This is a genomic window from Streptomyces sp. NPDC007264, from assembly GCF_042869095.1.
Taxonomy (GTDB): domain Bacteria; phylum Actinomycetota; class Actinomycetes; order Streptomycetales; family Streptomycetaceae; genus Streptomyces.
In genome coordinates this window covers 156,282-172,106 of record NZ_JBIAFD010000008.1, presented here as the reverse complement: position 1 = coordinate 172,106, position 15,825 = coordinate 156,282, and the positions used below count along the sequence as shown (strand labels likewise).

At 71.9% G+C, this 15,825-nt stretch carries 16 protein-coding genes; 11 read left to right on the top strand and 5 right to left on the bottom strand.

Annotated elements, in window-relative coordinates:
• The first annotated feature begins 10 nt into the window (after nt 1-10).
• The 4 genes from ACFYMU_RS16145 (at nt 11) to ACFYMU_RS16130 (ending at nt 2,886) form a co-directional block, all read left to right on the top strand.
• Nucleotides 11-1,606: an AMP-binding protein gene (locus tag ACFYMU_RS16145; RefSeq protein ID WP_388373206.1), complete on the top strand. Its 1,596-nt coding sequence runs from the start codon at nt 11-13 to the stop codon at nt 1,604-1,606.
• Nucleotide 1,607: 1 nt separating this feature from the next.
• A complete protein-coding gene (locus tag ACFYMU_RS16140; RefSeq protein WP_388373204.1) occupies nt 1,608-2,066 on the top strand; it encodes a hypothetical protein in 459 nt (152 codons plus the stop codon).
• Nucleotides 2,067-2,176: 110 nt separating this feature from the next.
• Complete coding sequence (locus ACFYMU_RS16135; RefSeq protein ID WP_388373202.1) at nt 2,177-2,515, top strand: ArsR/SmtB family transcription factor; 339 nt, start codon at nt 2,177-2,179, stop codon at nt 2,513-2,515.
• Nucleotides 2,512-2,886, top strand: a complete 375-nt coding sequence (locus ACFYMU_RS16130) for an ATP-binding protein (RefSeq protein WP_388373200.1) — start codon at nt 2,512-2,514, stop codon at nt 2,884-2,886. Before ACFYMU_RS16135 ends, ACFYMU_RS16130 begins: the two co-directional genes overlap by 4 nt.
• A 276-nt stretch (nt 2,887-3,162) precedes the next feature.
• Here the strand turns inward: ACFYMU_RS16130 and ACFYMU_RS16125 are convergent, their stop codons facing one another.
• Together ACFYMU_RS16125 and ACFYMU_RS16120 are read right to left on the bottom strand one after the other, a co-directional pair.
• Complete coding sequence (locus ACFYMU_RS16125) at nt 3,163-3,972, bottom strand: IclR family transcriptional regulator (RefSeq protein ID WP_388373198.1); 810 nt, start codon at nt 3,970-3,972, stop codon at nt 3,163-3,165.
• 4 nt (nt 3,973-3,976) lie between these two features.
• Entirely contained in the window at nt 3,977-4,402 is a 426-nt protein-coding gene (locus ACFYMU_RS16120; protein WP_388373196.1) for a MarR family winged helix-turn-helix transcriptional regulator, read from the bottom strand.
• A 243-nt stretch (nt 4,403-4,645) separates the two neighbouring features.
• Here ACFYMU_RS16120 and ACFYMU_RS16115 point away from each other — a divergent pair, with 243 nt between their 5' ends.
• The 4 genes from ACFYMU_RS16115 to ACFYMU_RS16100 are packed head-to-tail and all read left to right on the top strand — an operon-like array spanning nt 4,646 to nt 8,452.
• A complete protein-coding gene (locus tag ACFYMU_RS16115; RefSeq protein ID WP_388373194.1) occupies nt 4,646-5,563 on the top strand; it encodes an SDR family NAD(P)-dependent oxidoreductase in 918 nt (305 codons plus the stop codon).
• Nucleotides 5,563-6,438 carry an amidohydrolase family protein gene (locus ACFYMU_RS16110; protein ID WP_388373192.1) on the top strand — a complete coding sequence of 292 codons (876 nt, stop codon included), beginning with the start codon at nt 5,563-5,565 and terminating at the stop codon, nt 6,436-6,438. Before ACFYMU_RS16115 ends, ACFYMU_RS16110 begins: the two co-directional genes overlap by 1 nt.
• Nucleotides 6,439-6,451: 13 nt before the next feature.
• Nucleotides 6,452-7,993, top strand: coding sequence for a long-chain fatty acid--CoA ligase (locus ACFYMU_RS16105; protein ID WP_388373190.1), 1,542 nt, complete (start codon nt 6,452-6,454; stop codon nt 7,991-7,993).
• A gap of 3 nt (nt 7,994-7,996) precedes the next feature.
• The gene (locus tag ACFYMU_RS16100) at nt 7,997-8,452 is read left to right on the top strand and encodes a MaoC family dehydratase (RefSeq protein ID WP_388373188.1); all 456 of its coding nucleotides are present in this window, start codon (nt 7,997-7,999) and stop codon (nt 8,450-8,452) included.
• A 4-nt stretch (nt 8,453-8,456) separates the two neighbouring features.
• Here the strand turns inward: ACFYMU_RS16100 and ACFYMU_RS16095 are convergent, their stop codons facing one another.
• On the bottom strand, nt 8,457-9,299 hold the full coding sequence (locus ACFYMU_RS16095; protein ID WP_388373520.1) for a hypothetical protein: 843 nt from the start codon (nt 9,297-9,299) through the stop codon (nt 8,457-8,459).
• A 241-nt stretch (nt 9,300-9,540) separates the two neighbouring features.
• On the opposite strand from ACFYMU_RS16095, the gene ACFYMU_RS16090 reads away from it, so the two are divergent.
• A complete protein-coding gene (locus ACFYMU_RS16090; protein ID WP_388373186.1) occupies nt 9,541-10,878 on the top strand; it encodes a 6-phospho-beta-glucosidase in 1,338 nt (445 codons plus the stop codon).
• A 69-nt stretch (nt 10,879-10,947) separates the two neighbouring features.
• Here ACFYMU_RS16090 and ACFYMU_RS16085 read toward each other — a convergent pair whose 3' ends face one another.
• Together ACFYMU_RS16085 and ACFYMU_RS16080 are read right to left on the bottom strand one after the other, a co-directional pair.
• The gene (locus ACFYMU_RS16085) at nt 10,948-12,633 is read right to left on the bottom strand and encodes a carbohydrate binding domain-containing protein (RefSeq protein WP_388373184.1); all 1,686 of its coding nucleotides are present in this window, start codon (nt 12,631-12,633) and stop codon (nt 10,948-10,950) included.
• A gap of 186 nt (nt 12,634-12,819) precedes the next feature.
• A complete protein-coding gene (locus tag ACFYMU_RS16080; RefSeq protein ID WP_388373182.1) occupies nt 12,820-13,956 on the bottom strand; it encodes an ATP-grasp domain-containing protein in 1,137 nt (378 codons plus the stop codon).
• A 328-nt stretch (nt 13,957-14,284) separates the two neighbouring features.
• Here ACFYMU_RS16080 and ACFYMU_RS16075 point away from each other — a divergent pair, with 328 nt between their 5' ends.
• Complete coding sequence (locus tag ACFYMU_RS16075) at nt 14,285-15,193, top strand: metallophosphoesterase family protein (protein WP_388373180.1); 909 nt, start codon at nt 14,285-14,287, stop codon at nt 15,191-15,193.
• The gene (locus ACFYMU_RS16070; protein WP_388373178.1) at nt 15,138-15,821 is read left to right on the top strand and encodes a 4'-phosphopantetheinyl transferase; all 684 of its coding nucleotides are present in this window, start codon (nt 15,138-15,140) and stop codon (nt 15,819-15,821) included. The genes ACFYMU_RS16075 and ACFYMU_RS16070 overlap by 56 nt, the downstream gene beginning before the upstream one ends.
• Nucleotides 15,822-15,825: the final 4 nt, after the last annotated feature.

Sequence of the window (15,825 nt, the reverse complement as noted above, 5' to 3'; positions counted from 1 at the left end):
GGAGCCGACAGTGACCACGCCCACAGCGACGACCCCTCACCCGCGCAACTCGGGTCTCCGGGTCGACCTCAACCCCGCCGCCGCGGTCGCGCGCAACGCCCGCTGGCAGGGCGACGCCGTCGTCGTCCGCTACGCGGGCGGCGACCTGACGTACGCCCAACTCGACGAGAAGGCCGCACGCTTGGCCGCCGTCCTGGCGGACGGCGGCACCGCCGACGGCGACAGGATCGCCCACCTCGGCCTCAACAGCAGTTCCTTCCTGGTGACGATGCTGGCCGCCTTCCGCCTCGGTGCCGTCTTCGTCCCGGTCAACTTCCGGCTCGCCGAACCGGAGTTGCGGCGCGTGCTCGACGGCAGCGGCGCCACCGTCGTGGTGTGCGAGGAAGGCCACCGGGCAAGCGTCGACACGGTGCGGGCCGACACCCGTCTGACCCGTTTCCTCCTCGTGGACGACGACCCGGAGGTGCCGACGGCCGGCGCCGAGGGCTGGGAGCCGTGGTCCCCGCTGATCGCCGCCGCCCGGTCCGCCTCCCCGGTGGCCGTCCGGCACGCCGACGACCCGGCGATCCTGATGTTCACCTCGGGCACCACCGGCCTGCCCAAGGGAGTCGTCCTGACGCACGGCAACGTCTGGTGGAACTCCGTCAACGTCGAGCTGCGGCTGGACACGCGCCGGGGCGACGTCACCTATGCGGCCGCCCCGCTCTTCCACATCGGAGCCCTCAACAGCTTCGTGCTGCGCACCCTGGTGCGGGGCGGCACGGTGGTGATACGCCGCGCCTTCGACCCTCAGGAGTGTCTGGACGACATCGTCACCCACCGGGTCAACTCGATGTTCGGCGTCGCCCAGATGTTCGCCGCCCTCGCCCGGGTCCCCGGCGTCTTCGAACAGGACCTGAGCCGTCTCCGCTCGGTGGTGGTCGCGGGAGCCCCGGTGCCACCCGCGCTGATCTCGCGCTACGCGGAGCACGGTGTGCTGCTCCAGCAGGCGTGGGGGCTGACGGAGACCGCCCCCTTCGCCACCCATCTGCCGGCCGAACGCACCCTGGACAAGATCGGCTCCGCCGGCATCCCCATGCCGTTCACGGAGATCCGTGTCGTCGACGCGATCACGAACGAGCCCGTCGGACCCGGGGAGCCGGGGGAGATCGTCGTTCGCGGCCCCCATGTGACCGCCGGGTACTGGAACAACCCGGAGGCCGACCGGGTGGCGTTCGACGACGAGGGCTGGTTCCACTCGGGCGACATCGGCCACCTCGACGAGGACGGATACCTGTACATCGTCGACCGGCTGAAAGACATGATCATCAGCGGCGGCGAGAACGTCTACCCGGCGGAGGTCGAGCGGGTCCTGGCCGCCCTGAAGGGCGTGGTCGACGTCGCCGTCGTCGGCGTTCCCGACGAGCAGTGGGGCGAGACCGTGGCCGCCGTGATGAGCGTGGACGACCGCGTGGAGATCACCCTGGAGCACGTCCGCACCCACGCGGGTGCCCAACTGGCACGCTACAAGCTGCCGAGACGCCTCAAGGTCGTGCCCGCCGTCCCGCGCAACGCCGCCGGGAAGCTGGACAAGGTCGCCGTCCGGCGGCTCGCGGGAGAGGGCTGAGATGCCCGCGGTGCCGTGCCTGCCCGAACTCGGCGTCCCGGGCGGATGGCGGACCGCCGTCGAGTCGTGGACCCGTGTGACGGGCCGGCTCCGGCTGTACGGCCGGGACATGGAGGTGGGCGTCCAGGTGGAGCGGTGTGCGGCCGGGCGGCTGAGGGACGCCTACCCGGTCGCCGCGCGCGATCTGGAGCTGCGGGTCGGGCCGGGGTGCCCCGACGGAGCCCTGGCCGAGGTCCTCCGGGTCCTCGTCCACGCCGTCGGGACATCGGATCCGCGCTGCCGACGGATCGTCCACGCCGTCCCGGAGGGAGACGAGGGCGCGGTCGCGACCGCGGAGGCCGCCGGCTTCCGGCACGTGGTCGACGTCGACCTCGGGGAGGAACAGCTCAGTCTGCTGGTCGCCGAACCCGGCCGGGGCACCGCCGCCGACACGGACCCCGATCGCATTCCGGGAACCTGAGCGGCCGCGCGGTCCGGATCGTCCACTAGCCTGGAAGGGATTGAAGACTTCTTCAATTCGACAGTTGCCGGGAAGGGCGACTGCGGAGGGGTGGAAGAGGGGCGATCCGGATGCCGGTTCCGCTGTACGAGGCGAAGGCGGAGTTCTTCCGCATGCTGGGGCATCCGGTGCGCATCCGGGTGCTGGAGCTGTTGCAGGACGGGCCGAAGCCGGTGCGCGAGCTGCTCGCCGAGATCGGGGTCGAGCCGTCGAGCCTGTCGCAGCAACTGGCCGTGCTGCGGCGCTCGGGCATCGTGACCGCCACACGTACCGGCTCGACCGTGGTGTACGAGCTCGCCGGCGGCGACGTGGCGGAGCTGCTCGCCTCGGCGCGGCGGATCCTGGCCGTCCTGCTGGCCGGCCGGCAGGACCTGCTGGACGAGCTGCGCGGGTCGGAGACGGCGCCGTGACGGGCAGGGGCGGCTTCCGGCTGCCGTGGCGTCGCGGCAGACCGGCGGCGGCGATCGAGCATGTGCCGCCCCCCGTGCGGCGTCAGGTCACCTCGGTGGAGGTGGGACCCGAGGCGGTCAGGCGGGCCCGGGAAGCCGTGTCCGGACACCTCGCCGCGGTCGGTGTCGTCCCGGGGTCGGCGTTCGCGGACACGGTGCTGCTGGTCACCAGCGAGCTGGTGACCAACGTGCTGCGGCACGCCGCCCGGTCGCCGGTGACGGAGGTCGCCACGACGGTCGCGGGACGGCAACTCGTGATCAGCGTCACGGACGCCGAGCCACGGCTGCCGGATCTCACGGGGGAGGGGACCGGCGGGGCCTGCGCATGGTGACCGAACTCGCCGCCGCCCACGACGGCGACGTCAGCGCCGAGCCGGCCGTCGGCCGTGGCGGCAAGATCGTCCTCGTACGCTTCGAGATGCCCTCGTAGACCCCGCTCCGGTCGGCCGGCAGGCGCCCGGACCCGCAGCCGGCCTGATCCGAACGGCAGGCCCTGGCCGCAAACGCAATCCGATCCGACACCCGCTCGCCTGCCGGCGACCTCACTGTCCGGGCCTTGGCACACCTCACCCCACGCCCCGAAAACACCGAAGTCGCCGGTATCGCGTCTAGGGCCGCCCCGGCTGCCACCCCAGTGCCCGTGAGATGCCCCGCGCCGCGAGCCGCACCGCCGGGATCAGGGCCGGTACCTGCGCGCCGAGGTGGGGTACGACGACGGACACCGCCGCGGCCACCGTGCCGTTCCGGCCGTGCACCGGGGCCGCCACCGACAGGGCGTCCTCGGTGATCTGGCGGCTGCTCACCGCCGTGCCGGTGCGCCGCACCTCCGCCAGCTGCCGGCGCAGGCGCCCCGGGTCGGTCAGGGTGTACGGGGTGAACGCGGCCAGCGGACCGTCGCAGTACTCCTCCTGGAACGCCTGCTCGCTGTGGGCCAGCAGGGCGAGCCCCACCCCGGTGGCGTGCAGCGGCCAGCGGGCGCCGACACGGATGTGCACACCGACGGCCGAACGCCCGGAGATCCACTCGATGTACACGACCTCGGCGCCGTCACGCACCGCGAGCTGCACGTTCTCGTGCGTGGCCTCGTACAGGTCCTCCAGATACGGCAGCGCGACCTGCCGCAGCGCCAGCCCGCGCGGGGCGAGCGCCGCGATCTCCCACAACCGCAGACCCACGTGGTAGACGCCGTCCGCGTCCCGCTCCAGCGCGCCCCACTCGGTCAGCGCGCCCACGAGCCGGTGCGCGGTGGTGAGGGTGAGCCCGGCCCGCCGGGCGATGTCGGTCAGGCCGAGCGCCGGGTGGGTGTGGTCGAAGGCGGCGAGCACCGCGAGCAGCCGACCGGGTGCCGAGCGCGCGGCAGCCCGCGGCGCCGGGTCGGTCCGCCCCCTCGTCGGCGGTAGGGCGTCGGCCGTCGGCACGGCGTCACCCGAGCCCGGTCTCGGCGACTCTCTCCAGCAGCGTGTGCAGCACCTCCCGCTCGGCGGGGCCGAGGGGCCCGAGCAGGTCGTTGGTGACCCGCAGACTCGCCTCGTCGGTGTCGCGCAGAAAGGCCCGGCCCGCTTCCGTCAGCACGACGATACGGCTGCGCCGGTCGTCAGGGGAGGGGCGGCGTTCGGCGAAGCCGAGGCGCTCCAGGTCGTCGACGAGACCCACGATCGCGCTCGGGTCGTAGCCGAGGGAGGCGCTCAACTCCCGTTGGAGCGCGCCGTCCGCCGTGGCGAGGAAGCGCAGCAGCGCGTAGTGGCGCAGCCGCAGGCCCGACGCCTGGAGGAAGGCGTTGAACAGCTGGCCGGAGCGCAGGCCGAGCCGGTACAGCAGATACCCGGTGTCCGAGTGCAGCCCGCGCATCCACGGCTCCCGGGCGTCGAGGGGTACTGAGGTCGGGGCGTGCTGCTGGCCGGCGATGACGGACTCCCTGGGCCGGGGCCTCGCGTGGAGGCGGTGCGTATCTGCTGTCCTTCAGCATGCCGCACAAAGCCAACGGCAACAACTATTGACGACGACAATGATTGTTCTTAGCTTCTATCTCGTAGCCCGCCGCCGGAGCACCAGCCGGTGCCGGCGGCCGACCCGTCCTGAAGGGACCCTCCCGTGCCCAGCATCGATCTCACCGGCAAGGTGGCCGTCGTCACCGGCAGCGGCCGTGGCCTCGGACTGGCCTATGCCCACGCTCTGGCCGCCCATGGCGCCTCCGTGATCGTGAACGACGTCGACGAGACCGTGGCCCAGCAGGCCGTGGAGTCCCTCACCGCGGCGGGAGGCAGGGCCGTGGCCGAGGTCGTCGCGGTCGGCACCGCCGAGGCCGCCGACCGGCTCGTCTCCCGCGCCGTCGAGGAGTTCGGACGGCTCGACATCCTCGTCACCAACGCCGGCATCCTGCGCGACAAGGTGCTGTGGAAGATGACCGACGAGGACTTCGACGCGGTGATCACCACGCATCTGAGGGGCACCTTCACCTGCGCCCGCGCCGCCGCCGTACGCATGCGCGAGCAGGGCGAGGGCGGCACCCTGATCCTGGTCGGCTCCCCGGCGGGACAGCGCGGCAACTTCGGCCAGACCAACTACGCCGCCGCCAAGGCGGGCATCGCCGCCATGGCCCGCACCTGGTCCATGGAACTGGCCCGCGCGGACATCACCGTGAACGCGATCGTGCCGGTCGCCGCCACCGCCATGACGGAGACCATCCCGGCCTTCGCCCCCTACATCGAGGCCATGAAGAACGGCGAGCCGCTGCCCGGCTTCCTGCGCAGCGGCGAGGGCTTCGGCACCCCGGAGGACTGCGCCGCCCTCGTCCCCTTCCTCGCCTCGGACGCCGCCCGGGGTGTCACCGGCCAGGCCATCGGCATCGGCGGGGACAAGGTGACACTCTGGTCCCATCCGCAGGAGATCCGGGCGGCCTACGCCGACGGCGGCTGGAGCCCGCAGGCTCTCGCCGACGTCTGGGCCACCTCGGTCGGCGCGGAGCCGCAGACCGTCGGAATTCCCGCACCGAAGTCCCCGGAGGCGTGATGGACCTCGACGAACTCGTCGCGATCGACGTCCACACGCACGCCGAGGTCTCCTCCAAGGGGGTGTCCTCACTGGACGACGCGTTGCAGGACGCTTCCAGCGCGTACTTCAAGGTCGAGGGCAAGCGCAAGCCCACCCTGGAGGAGACGGCCGCCTACTACCGCGAGCGCAGGATGGCAGCCGTGATCTTCACGGTCGACGCCGAGTCCGCCACCGGAACCGAGCCCGTCCCCAACGAGGAGGTCGCCGAGGCCGCCGCCGCCCACCCCGACGTCCTCATCCCCTTCGCCTCCGTCGACCCCTTCCGCGGCAAGGCCGGGGTCAGGCGGGCCCGCCGCCTGGTCGAGGAGTACGGGGTGAAGGGCTTCAAGTTCCATCCCAGCATCCAGGGCTTCTTCCCCAACGACCGCTCGGTGGCGTACGACCTGTACGAGGTGATCGAGGAGACCGGGACGATCGCGCTGTTCCACACGGGCCAGACCGGGATCGGCGCCGGTGTGCCCGGCGGGGGCGGCATCAGGCTCAAGTACTCCAACCCGCTCCACGTCGACGACGTCGCCGCCGACTTCCCGCAGCTGAAGATCATCCTGGCGCATCCGTCCTTCCCCTGGCAGGACGAGGCGCTCGCGGTCGCCACGCACAAGCCGGGCGTCCACATCGACCTGTCCGGATGGTCGCCGAAGTACTTCCCGCCGCAGCTCGTGCAGTACGCCAACACGCTGCTGAAGGACAAGGTCCTCTTCGGTTCCGACTTCCCCGTCCTCACCCCCGACCGCTGGCTCGCCGAATTCGCGAAGCTGCCGATCAAGGACGAGGTCAGGCCGAAGATTCTCAAGGAGAACGCCGCCCGGCTGCTCGGGCTGACGACACCGTAAGGGAGCGTGTGGGATGCGCAATGAGGGACTGGGCTCGTGGCCCGCACGCCGGGCCCGCAAGACCCCCCACCGCACGGCCCTGATCCACGGGGACACGCGCGTGACGTACGCGGAGCTGAGCGAGCGCTGCACCCGGCTCGCGCACGCGCTGCGCGCCCGTGGCGTCCGCCCCGGCGACCGGATCGCCTATCTGGGCCCCAACCACCCCGCCTACCTGGAGACGCTCTTCGCGGCGGGCGTGCTCGGCGCGGTCTTCGTGCCGCTCAACAACCGTCTCGCCGAACCGGAGATCGCCTACCAGCTCGCCGATTCGGGCGCCAGGGCCCTCGTCCACGCGCCCTCCCCGGCCGGGCCCGGCGCCGGCCCGCCGGGCGGCACCGGCGCGCGCATCTGCGTGGAGGTGGGCGCCGCCTACGAGGAGTGGCTCGCCGACGCGGGCGACGAGCCGATCGACCAGCCGGTCACCCTCGACGACACCTGCCTCATCATGTACACCTCGGGGACCACCGGCCGCCCCAAGGGCGCCGTGCTCACCCACGGCAACCTCGTGTGGAACGCGTTCAACGTACTCGTCGACCACGACCTGATCGCCGACGAACGCGCCCTGGTCTCCGCCCCGTTGTTCCACACGGCCGGGCTGAACATGCTCACTCTGCCGGTCCTGCTCAAGGGCGGAACGTGCGTCCTGACCGGGTCCTTCGACCCGGACGCCACCTTCGACCTGATCGCACACCACCGGATCACCTTCATGTTCGGCGTGCCCACCATGTTCGACCGGATGGCGCGGCACCCCCGCTGGGCGACGGCCGACCTGTCCAGTCTGCGCATCCTCACCTGCGGCGGCTCGCCCGTGCCGACCCCGCTCATCGCGGCGTACCAGGAGCGCGGTCTCACCTTCCTCCAGGGCTACGGCATGACCGAGGCCGCGCCCGGCACGCTCTTCCTGGACGCCGAGCACGCGGTGAGCAAGGCGGGTTCCGCCGGCGTGCCGCACTTCTTCAGCGACGTCCGCGTCGCACGGCCCGACCTCACCCCGGTGGACATCGGCGAGACGGGCGAGGTCATCGTGCGGGGACCGCATGTCATGTCCGGTTACTGGGGGCTGCCGGAGGAGACCGCGGCCGCGTTCGCGGACGGCTGGTTCCGCAGCGGGGACGCGGCCCGGATCGACGAGGACGGGTACGTCTTCATCGTCGACCGCATGAAGGACATGATCATCTCGGGCGGGGAGAACATCTACCCCGCCGAGGTGGAGGACCAGCTCCTCGCCCACCCCGACATCGTCGAGTGCGCGGTCATCGGCGTCGCCGACGACACGTGGGGCGAGGTGCCACGGGCGGTCGTCGTCCTCCGCGAGGGCGCCACGCTCGGCCCGGACGAGGCCATCGCCTCGCTCGCCGGACGGCTCGCCAGATACAAGATCCCCAAGTCGGTGGTGATCGCGGACGAACTCCCGCGCAGCGCCTCCGGAAAGCTCCTCAAGGCCCGTGTCCGCTCCCGCTACGGCAGCGGCGCGCAGGTCTCCGACACAGATCTCCCCAGTGAGGAACGGTAGAAGATGAGCATCAAGGTCAACGGCCTCGACGAACTCAGGAAGATGGCCGGCAACGATCTCGGCACGAGCGAGTGGATCGAGGTCACCCAGGAGCGGATCGACACCTTCGCCGACGCCACGGGCGACCACCAGTGGATCCACGTCGACCCCCAAAGGGCCGCCGAGGGCCCGTTCGGCGCCCCCATCGCGCACGGCTACCTGACCCTGTCCCTCTTCATCCCGCTCTTCACCGAGCTGCTGGAGGTCGACGGCGTGTCCACGAAGGTGAACTACGGCCTGAACAAGGTGCGTTTCCCCGCACCGGTGAAGGTCGGCTCGCGCATCCGGCTGACCGCCCGGCTCTCCTCCGTCGAGGAGGTGCCGGGCGGGGTGCAGATCGCTGTCGACGGCACGATCGAGATCGACGGCGGCGGAAAGCCCGCCGCCGTCCTGCAGAGCCTGTCGCGGTTCTACGCCTGATCCGCTACTGCTGACGGTACGCGTGGACGGTGGTCGCGATCTGGCACACGCCCGGCTGGACCACCTCGACGCGGAGCGTGCCGCCCGCCGCGTCGTAGTCCACGCCCTCCGTCTCGAACGTCCCGGTGCACACGCTGCGCTGCGGCAGCGCGAACAGGCTCGTCACCCGACCGGTGACCGGCCCGCCGTCCAACGGGTGCGGCAGGTCCACCTGCAGCAGCGGCCGGTCCTGAGGGAAGAGCGTCCGGGAGCCGTCGTCCGAGGCGCACAGCAGCCGGGTGTCGTTCACGAAGTCGCAGCCCTGGATGTCGCGCACGGTCTTGTCGAGCGTGATCTGCCCGGCCTCCGGCAGGGTGCCGCCCGTGCGCGGGGTGGACGGGTTCAGCAGCGGAGCGGGGAAGACCTGGAGCCGGTTCTGGTCGCCCCACTCGCCCCCCACCAGCCACTGCCCGTCCGGTGACACGGCGGCGAAGGAGTTGTTGAGCTTCTCCCCGGGGTCGAGCGGGTGCTCGTACGTGTAGCGCTGTCCGGCGGGAGTGGTCACCGCGAACATCTTCGAGGTCGCCGTGTCCGGGCCCTGGTAGGCGTCGAAGACGTGGCCCTGGGCGATGTCCGGGTCACCGACGTGGTTCCAGCCCTTCAGACGCAGCTCCAGCGGGACGGAGAGGAGGCCGCGGTACAGCAGCGAGCCGTCCGCGCGGCTGGCGAGCCCCTGCCCGCCGGTCAGCGAGTCGACGTACGCCGTGCCGGTCTCCTGCCAGACCGGTTCTGCGGCCGCCGACGAGGCGGCCGCACCGAGGGTACAGGCCGCCGACAGGGCGGCGAGAGCGAACAGTTGCCGTTTCATCATGCACCTGCCACGTCGATGAAGATGGAGTTGGAATAGAACCACGCATCGGCACCCCGGGTCACCGTTTCCCCTTTCGTTCCAGGTCTGTTCCGGACCCGTTCAGCGGCCGCCGTCGATCCGGCGGCCGGACACGCGGCCGTGTGTCCGGCCGCCGGATCACGTCCGCGTGCGCCGGCGGGGCAGGATGGAGGCGGGCGCCGACGGGCGCCCAGGTGGTCGTGACGGGAAAGGGGCGGGCGTGAAGCTGGCGATTCTGGGGGGCGGCGGGTTCCGGGTGCCGCTCGTGTACGGGGCGCTCCTCGGGGACCGCGCCGAGGGCCGGGTCACCCGCGTCGTGCTGCACGACCTGGACGCCGAGCGGCTGTCCGCGGTGACCCGTGTCCTGGCCGAACAGGCGGCGCCCGTCCCGGACGCACCCGAGGTGAGGGCCACCACCGATCTCGACGAGGCCCTGCGCGGCGCGGACTTCGTGTTCTCCGCGATCCGCGTCGGTGGCCTGGAGGGGCGTGCGGAAGACGAGCGGGTGGCGCTCGCCGAGGGCGTCCTCGGCCAGGAGACGGTCGGCGCCGGCGGCATCGCGTACGGCCTGCGGACCGTGCCCGTCGCCGTCGACATCGCCCGGCGCGTGGCCCGACTGGCCCCCGACGCCTGGGTCATCAACTTCACCAACCCGGCCGGTCTCGTCACCGAGGCCATGTCCCGCCACCTGGGTGACCGCGTCATCGGCATCTGCGACTCACCGGTCGGTCTCGGCCGTCGCGTCGCCCGCGCGCTCGGCGTGGATCCGCGGGAGGCGTGGATCGACTACGCCGGCCTCAACCACCTCGGCTGGGTACGCGGACTGCGTGTCGCCGGCCGCGACGAACTCCCGCGTCTGCTGGCCGAACCGGACCTGCTCGGCTCCTTCGAGGAAGGCAGGCTCTTCGGCCCCGAGTGGCTGCGGTCCCTGGGCGCGATCCCGAACGAGTACCTGCACTACTACTACTTCAGCCGCGAGACCGTGCGCGCCTACCGCGAGGCGGAGAAGACCCGCGGCGCCTTCCTGCGCGACCAGCAGGCCCGGTTCTACGAGGAGGCGAAGCGCCCCGGCGTCTCCGCCCTTGCGGCCTGGGAGCGCACCCGGGCCGAACGCGAGGCGACGTACATGGCCGAGAACCGTCGCACGGCCGGTGCCGGCGACCGCGACGCCGAGGACCTCTCCGGCGGCTACGAGAAGGTGGCCCTCGCCCTGATGCGTGCCATCGCCCGCGACGAGCGCACGACGCTGATCCTCAACGTGCGCAACCGCGGCGCCCTCCCGGTCCTGGACGCGGAGGCCGTCGTCGAGGTCCCGTGTCTGGTCGACGCCAACGGCGCGCACCCGGTGGCGGTCGATCCGCTCCCCGGCCACGCGAGCGGCCTGGTGTGCGCGGTGAAGGCGGTCGAGCGCGAGGTGCTCTCCGCGGCGGAGTCCGGATCCCGGGCGACGGCGGTGAAGGCGTTCGCGCTGCATCCGCTCGTCGACTCCGTGCATGTGGCCCGCCGGCTCGTGGACGGGTACACCGCGGTCCATCCCGGCCTGGCGTACCTCGGGTAGCGGCGCACTCTCCGGCCGCCGGGCGGGGGCTCACGGTCGCATGCGACCGTGAGCCCCCACCCGCGACGCTCAGCCGGTGAACCCGGCGGTGACGGACGTGAACTGCCAGGTGCCCTGGTCGATGCCCGAGCAGTTGCTCACCACGCCGCCGCCGGCACACGGCCGGTCGCGGTTGACCGACCAGAAGGCCAGCCGGGCGATGTGGTGGGAGTTCGCCCAGTCGCGGATCTGGGTCCAGATCGCCGGGGTCGTGGTCTCCTGCTGGTCGCTGAGGCCGTTCATCCCGGAGATGCCGATGTGGGAGTAGGCCGTCGCGTCGTCCCAGCCGAACGTGGACTTCAGCTTCGCCTTCAGGCCCTCGGCGGCGTTGACGGTGTTGCCGTACATGTCGGAGCCGCCCCCGAAGTCGAACGGCATGACGGTGAAGACGTCGATGCCGGCGTTCAGGGACTGCGCCTGCTCGATCAGCCGGTTGCCGTAGTAGGTCGGGCCGGTCGTCGAGGTGCCGAAGGTGACGATGGTCCTCAGGCCGGGGTTGTTCGCCTTGACGGTCTTCAGCGCGGTGAGGATCTTGGCCTGGACGGCCTCGTTCTCGAACTCGTCCGAGTTCTCGATGTCCATGTCGATCGCCTTGAGGCCGTAGGTGTCGATCACCTTCTGCAGGGCCCCGGTGAGTGCGCTCGCGGAGGAGCAGTTGGCGCCGAGCTTGCTGCCCTGCCAGCCGCCGAACGACGGGACGACGTCACCGCCCGCGGAGCGGATCTGGTTGATGACGGACTGGTCGGTGCCCCCGGTGAGCGGACGGCTGCCGTCCCAGGCGGGGTTGCAGCCGCCGGAGTCCAGCATGAACGCCATCGTGTACCACTTGATGCCGGTGGCGCTCATCACCGAGGTCGCGCTCGGCGGGTCGCCCCAGCCGAGGTAGAGGTAGGGCGCGGCCTGCTTGAAGCCGGTGCCGCCGCCGGTGCCCGCGTCCGTCGTGACGCTCACCGCGTTGGAGGCCGCCGAGACGTTGCCCGCCGCGTCGCGCGCCTTCACCGTGAAGGTGTACGACGTGCTGGGGGACAGGCCGCCGACCGTGGCGCTCGTGGACGACACGCTGAGCACCTGGTTGGAGCCGCTGTAGATGTCGTACGCCGTCACCCCGACGTTGTCCGTCGAGGCCGACCACGACAGCGACACGCCGGACGAGGTCTTGCCGTTGGCGGTCAGGCCGGCCGGCGCGGTCGGCGCCTGGGTGTCCGAGCCGCCACCGCCGCCGGGTCCCTCCAGGCTGATGTCGTCGGCGTAGTACGTGCCCTGCGCGTACCACCCGTGGACGTAGATCGTGGCGCTGGTCTGGGAGGCGCCGGTGGTGAAGGGGACGGAGAGCCGGCTGTACGCCGACGGGGAGGTCGTCCAGGTCGAGGCGCCGCCGTCCACCCCGAGGTAGACGTATGAGCCGCGCACCCAGCCGCTGAGGGTGTAGGCGGTGTTCGGCTGGACCGGGACGGTCTGGGTGCACTGCGCGTTGTCGCTCGAACTCACCGCGCCCGCAAGCGCCTTGGAGCCGCTCTGCACCGGGCTCGAGACGATCGAGCCCAGATTGCCCGTGCAGGACCAGGGCGACAGGCTGCCCGACTCGAAACCGGGGTTGGACAGGATGTTGGCCGCGTGGGCGGTGCCGGGAAGTGCCACCGCCCCGGCCAGGGCCAGGGCCGCGGAGCCGACCAGTGCGAAGAAGGCACGTCGGGAACGTCTGAGAAGTGTGCGCACACGATCTCCCTGGAGGAAATGGGGGGTTCGGGAGTGCAGGGGAGTGCAGGGGAGTGCAGAAGGGTGCGCAACCAAGTTGGTATGGACCAATCGCGCTGTCAAGGCTTCCGCGCGGATTGGTCCATACCGGTGAGCGGGCGCGCCCCCTGACGGGCGCGCCGAGTGACGTTCGGAGCGGGGGACGGCCTACAGGGGCAGGGCCTGCGCCGCCGTCTGCGCCGTGGCGACCTCCACCGGGCCGACCGGGACCGCGGGCAGCGCCGGGGCCTGCGCCGGCTCCACGCGCGGCTGCGGCAGCGACACGGGACGCAGCGGGCGCGGTCCCGACACCACCGTGTAGTCCGTGCCCAGGAACGGGGGCACGACCTCGCCCGGGTCCTCGCCGAGCGCCAACTGCACTGCCGCCCAGGGGGCGTTGACACCGCACAGCGACAGTTGGTGCAGCCCGCCCGCCGGCCGGGTGTTGACGTCCAGGAGCACCGGCTCGTCGCCGTACATGCGGAACTGGATGTTGGAGAGGTAGTGCAGCCCGAAACCCTCCGCGAGCCGCCGGGCCGGCTCCAGCCACCGCTCGTCCAGGGTGAAGCCGCGGCGGCGGCCGTTCTTGGTGCGTCCCACCGCCATACGGATCCGGTTGTCCGGCCCGGTCAGGCAGTCGACCGACACCTCCGGCTGCTCCAGGCGCGGCATCACCAGCCAGTCGACGGGCTCGGCGGCCTCGCGCACCGCCCGGACGACCATGTCCAGCGGAACGTAAGGGCCGGGGAAGCCGTTGAGGTGCGCGAGCGAGAAGGGAGCGCGGGTGACGACGCGGAAGCCCACCCCGCCCGCGCCCGCCGCCGGCTTGAAGCACGCCTTGTCCCCGCCGGCCTCCAACTCCTCGACGGCGGCCACGAGTTCGTCCTCATCGGTGACCCGCCACCACGGCGGCACCGGGATCCCGATCGACTGCACGGCCTGGTACGCCGTCGCCTTGTCCTGGAACACCGACACCGCCTCGGCGGGCGGCGCCAGCAGCGCCGTACCGGCCGCCTCGAACTCGGCGCGGTGCGCGACGATCGCCTCCTGCTGCAGCCGGGGCACGAACACGTCGATGCCGCGGCGCCTGCACTGGTCGAGTGCGTATTCGACGTACGCGGCCGGGGACAGGCCCTCCGGCTCCAGGTCGGCGCTGTCGGCGGCGGCCAGGACCGGGGAGTCGGCGTCGCCGTGGGTGGCGTGGATCTCGACGGCCCGGTCGCTGGGATTTCTCCGCAGCTGATCCATGAAGAACACGTTCTCCGCGTACGTGCGGTTGAGCCAGACGCGTACGCGAGAGACCATGCAGGCCGCCTTTCAGGGTATGCGGGCAGGGCGGAGCAGGCCGAGCCCGGCCAGGGGAGAGGGAGGTGCACCGAACCGCATACGCGGGCGAACGCCCGTGGCGGATGTGCTGGGGCGATCATAGGCCCTCTCGGGCACTTCCACTGCTACGCGCGTGTTACGGATCGGACCCGGCCCCGTCGGCGCGGCGAGAGTGGTCCTGCCGGACGCCCGCACCCGTGGTCCCGGGGTTTCCGCGGCGGCTGGGGCCCGGGACGCGGGTCGGCCTTGTCCGGCCGCGGTCCGATGTGCTCTTGTGGTCTCCGTCCGGTTCGCGAAAGGGGCGAGAGTGAAGTCGACGGAAGGCCGTGGACAGGTGCTCGCCGTCAGCGACCTGCACGTCGGATACCCCGAGAACCGCACCCTCGTCGAACGGATGCGCCCCACCTCGGACGCGGACTGGCTCCTGGTGGCGGGCGACGTGGCCGAGACCGTCGCCGACATCCGCTGGGCCCTGGGCCTGCTCGCCGACCGCTTCCGCAAGGTGATCTGGGCGCCCGGCAACCACGAGTTGTGGACCCACCGGAAGGACACCGTCACCCTGCGCGGGGTGGAACGGTACGAGCACCTGGTCGACGTCTGCCGGAGCCTCGGTGTCACGACGCCCGAGGACCCCTATCCGGTCTGGCAGGGGCCGGGCGGTCCGGTGGCGGTCGCGCCGCTCTTCCTGCTCTACGACTACTCGTTCCTGCCGCGGGGCTGCACGACCAAGGCGGAGGGGCTGGAGTACGCGCACGGCACCGGGATCGTGTGCACCGACGAGTACCTGCTGCACCCCGACCCCTACCCGAGCCGCGACGCGTGGTGCCGGGCCCGCGTCGCCGAGACCGAGCGCAGACTCGCGGAGATCCCCGGCGAACTGCCCACGGTGCTGGTGAACCATTATCCGCTGCACCGCCACCCCACCGACATCCTGCGCTACCCCGAGTTCGCCATGTGGTGCGGCACCCGGCTGACCGCCGACTGGCACCACCGCTTCCGGGTGGCGTGCATGGTCTACGGCCATCTGCACATCCCGCGGACCACCCACCACGACGGCGTCCGCTTCGAAGAGGTGTCGGTGGGCTACCCCCGCGAATGGCGTCCGCGCCCGGAGCCGCCCGGAAGGCTCCGCCGCATTCTTCCGATGGAGGTCCAAGCAGGTGATCGAGGAGCTGCTCCCGGGGTCGGTCGCGGTCGTGGAGGCGCACGGCCGTGACGCGCTCGGCGCCGGCGTCCCCCTCTACCCCGAGGAGGAGGCGGTCATAGCGAGGGCCGTCGAGAAGCGGCGCCGGGAGTTCACCGCCGTCCGGGGCTGCGCACGACAGGCCATGGAGAAGCTCGGGGTGCCGCCGCAGCCCGTCCTGCCAGGTGAGCGCGGGGCGCCGCGCTGGCCGGAGGGGCTGGTCGGCAGCATGACGCACTGCGACGGTTACTGCGCCGCCGCGCTGGTCCGCGCCGGCGACGTGGCCTCGCTCGGCATCGACGCGGAACCGCACGACCGGCTGCCGGACGGCGTCCTGGACACGGTGGCCCTGCCCACCGAGCAGAACCGGCTGCGCGGCCTGGCCCGCAGCCACCCGTCCGTCCACTGGGACCGGCTGCTGTTCAGCGCCAAGGAGTCCGTCTACAAGGCGTGGTTCCCCCTGACCGGGAGGTGGCTTGACTTCCTGGAGGCGGACATAGAGATCGCTCCCGGCACTGGCGCGGACCTCTACGGCGGCTTCCGGGCTCGGCTCCTGGTCCCCGGCCCGCTCGTCGACGGCCTGCGCGTCGAGGTCTTCGACGGCCGCTGGACCGTGGGGCGGGGCCTGGCCGCGACCGCCGTCGTCGTACCCCACCTCTGAGCCG

Coding starts and splice junctions, on each gene's coding strand:
- ACFYMU_RS16140 (WP_388373204.1), top strand. CDS start 1,608: ATGCCCGCGGTGCCGTGCCTGCCCGAACTCGGCGTCCCGGGCGGATGG.
- ACFYMU_RS16135 (WP_388373202.1), top strand. CDS start 2,177: ATGCCGGTTCCGCTGTACGAGGCGAAGGCGGAGTTCTTCCGCATGCTG.
- ACFYMU_RS16120 (WP_388373196.1), bottom strand. CDS start 4,402: ATGCGCGGGCTGCACTCGGACACCGGGTATCTGCTGTACCGGCTCGGC.
- ACFYMU_RS16110 (WP_388373192.1), top strand. CDS start 5,563: ATGGACCTCGACGAACTCGTCGCGATCGACGTCCACACGCACGCCGAG.
- ACFYMU_RS16105 (WP_388373190.1), top strand. CDS start 6,452: ATGCGCAATGAGGGACTGGGCTCGTGGCCCGCACGCCGGGCCCGCAAG.
- ACFYMU_RS16100 (WP_388373188.1), top strand. CDS start 7,997: ATGAGCATCAAGGTCAACGGCCTCGACGAACTCAGGAAGATGGCCGGC.
- ACFYMU_RS16095 (WP_388373520.1), bottom strand. CDS start 9,299: ATGAAACGGCAACTGTTCGCTCTCGCCGCCCTGTCGGCGGCCTGTACC.
- ACFYMU_RS16080 (WP_388373182.1), bottom strand. CDS start 13,956: ATGGTCTCTCGCGTACGCGTCTGGCTCAACCGCACGTACGCGGAGAAC.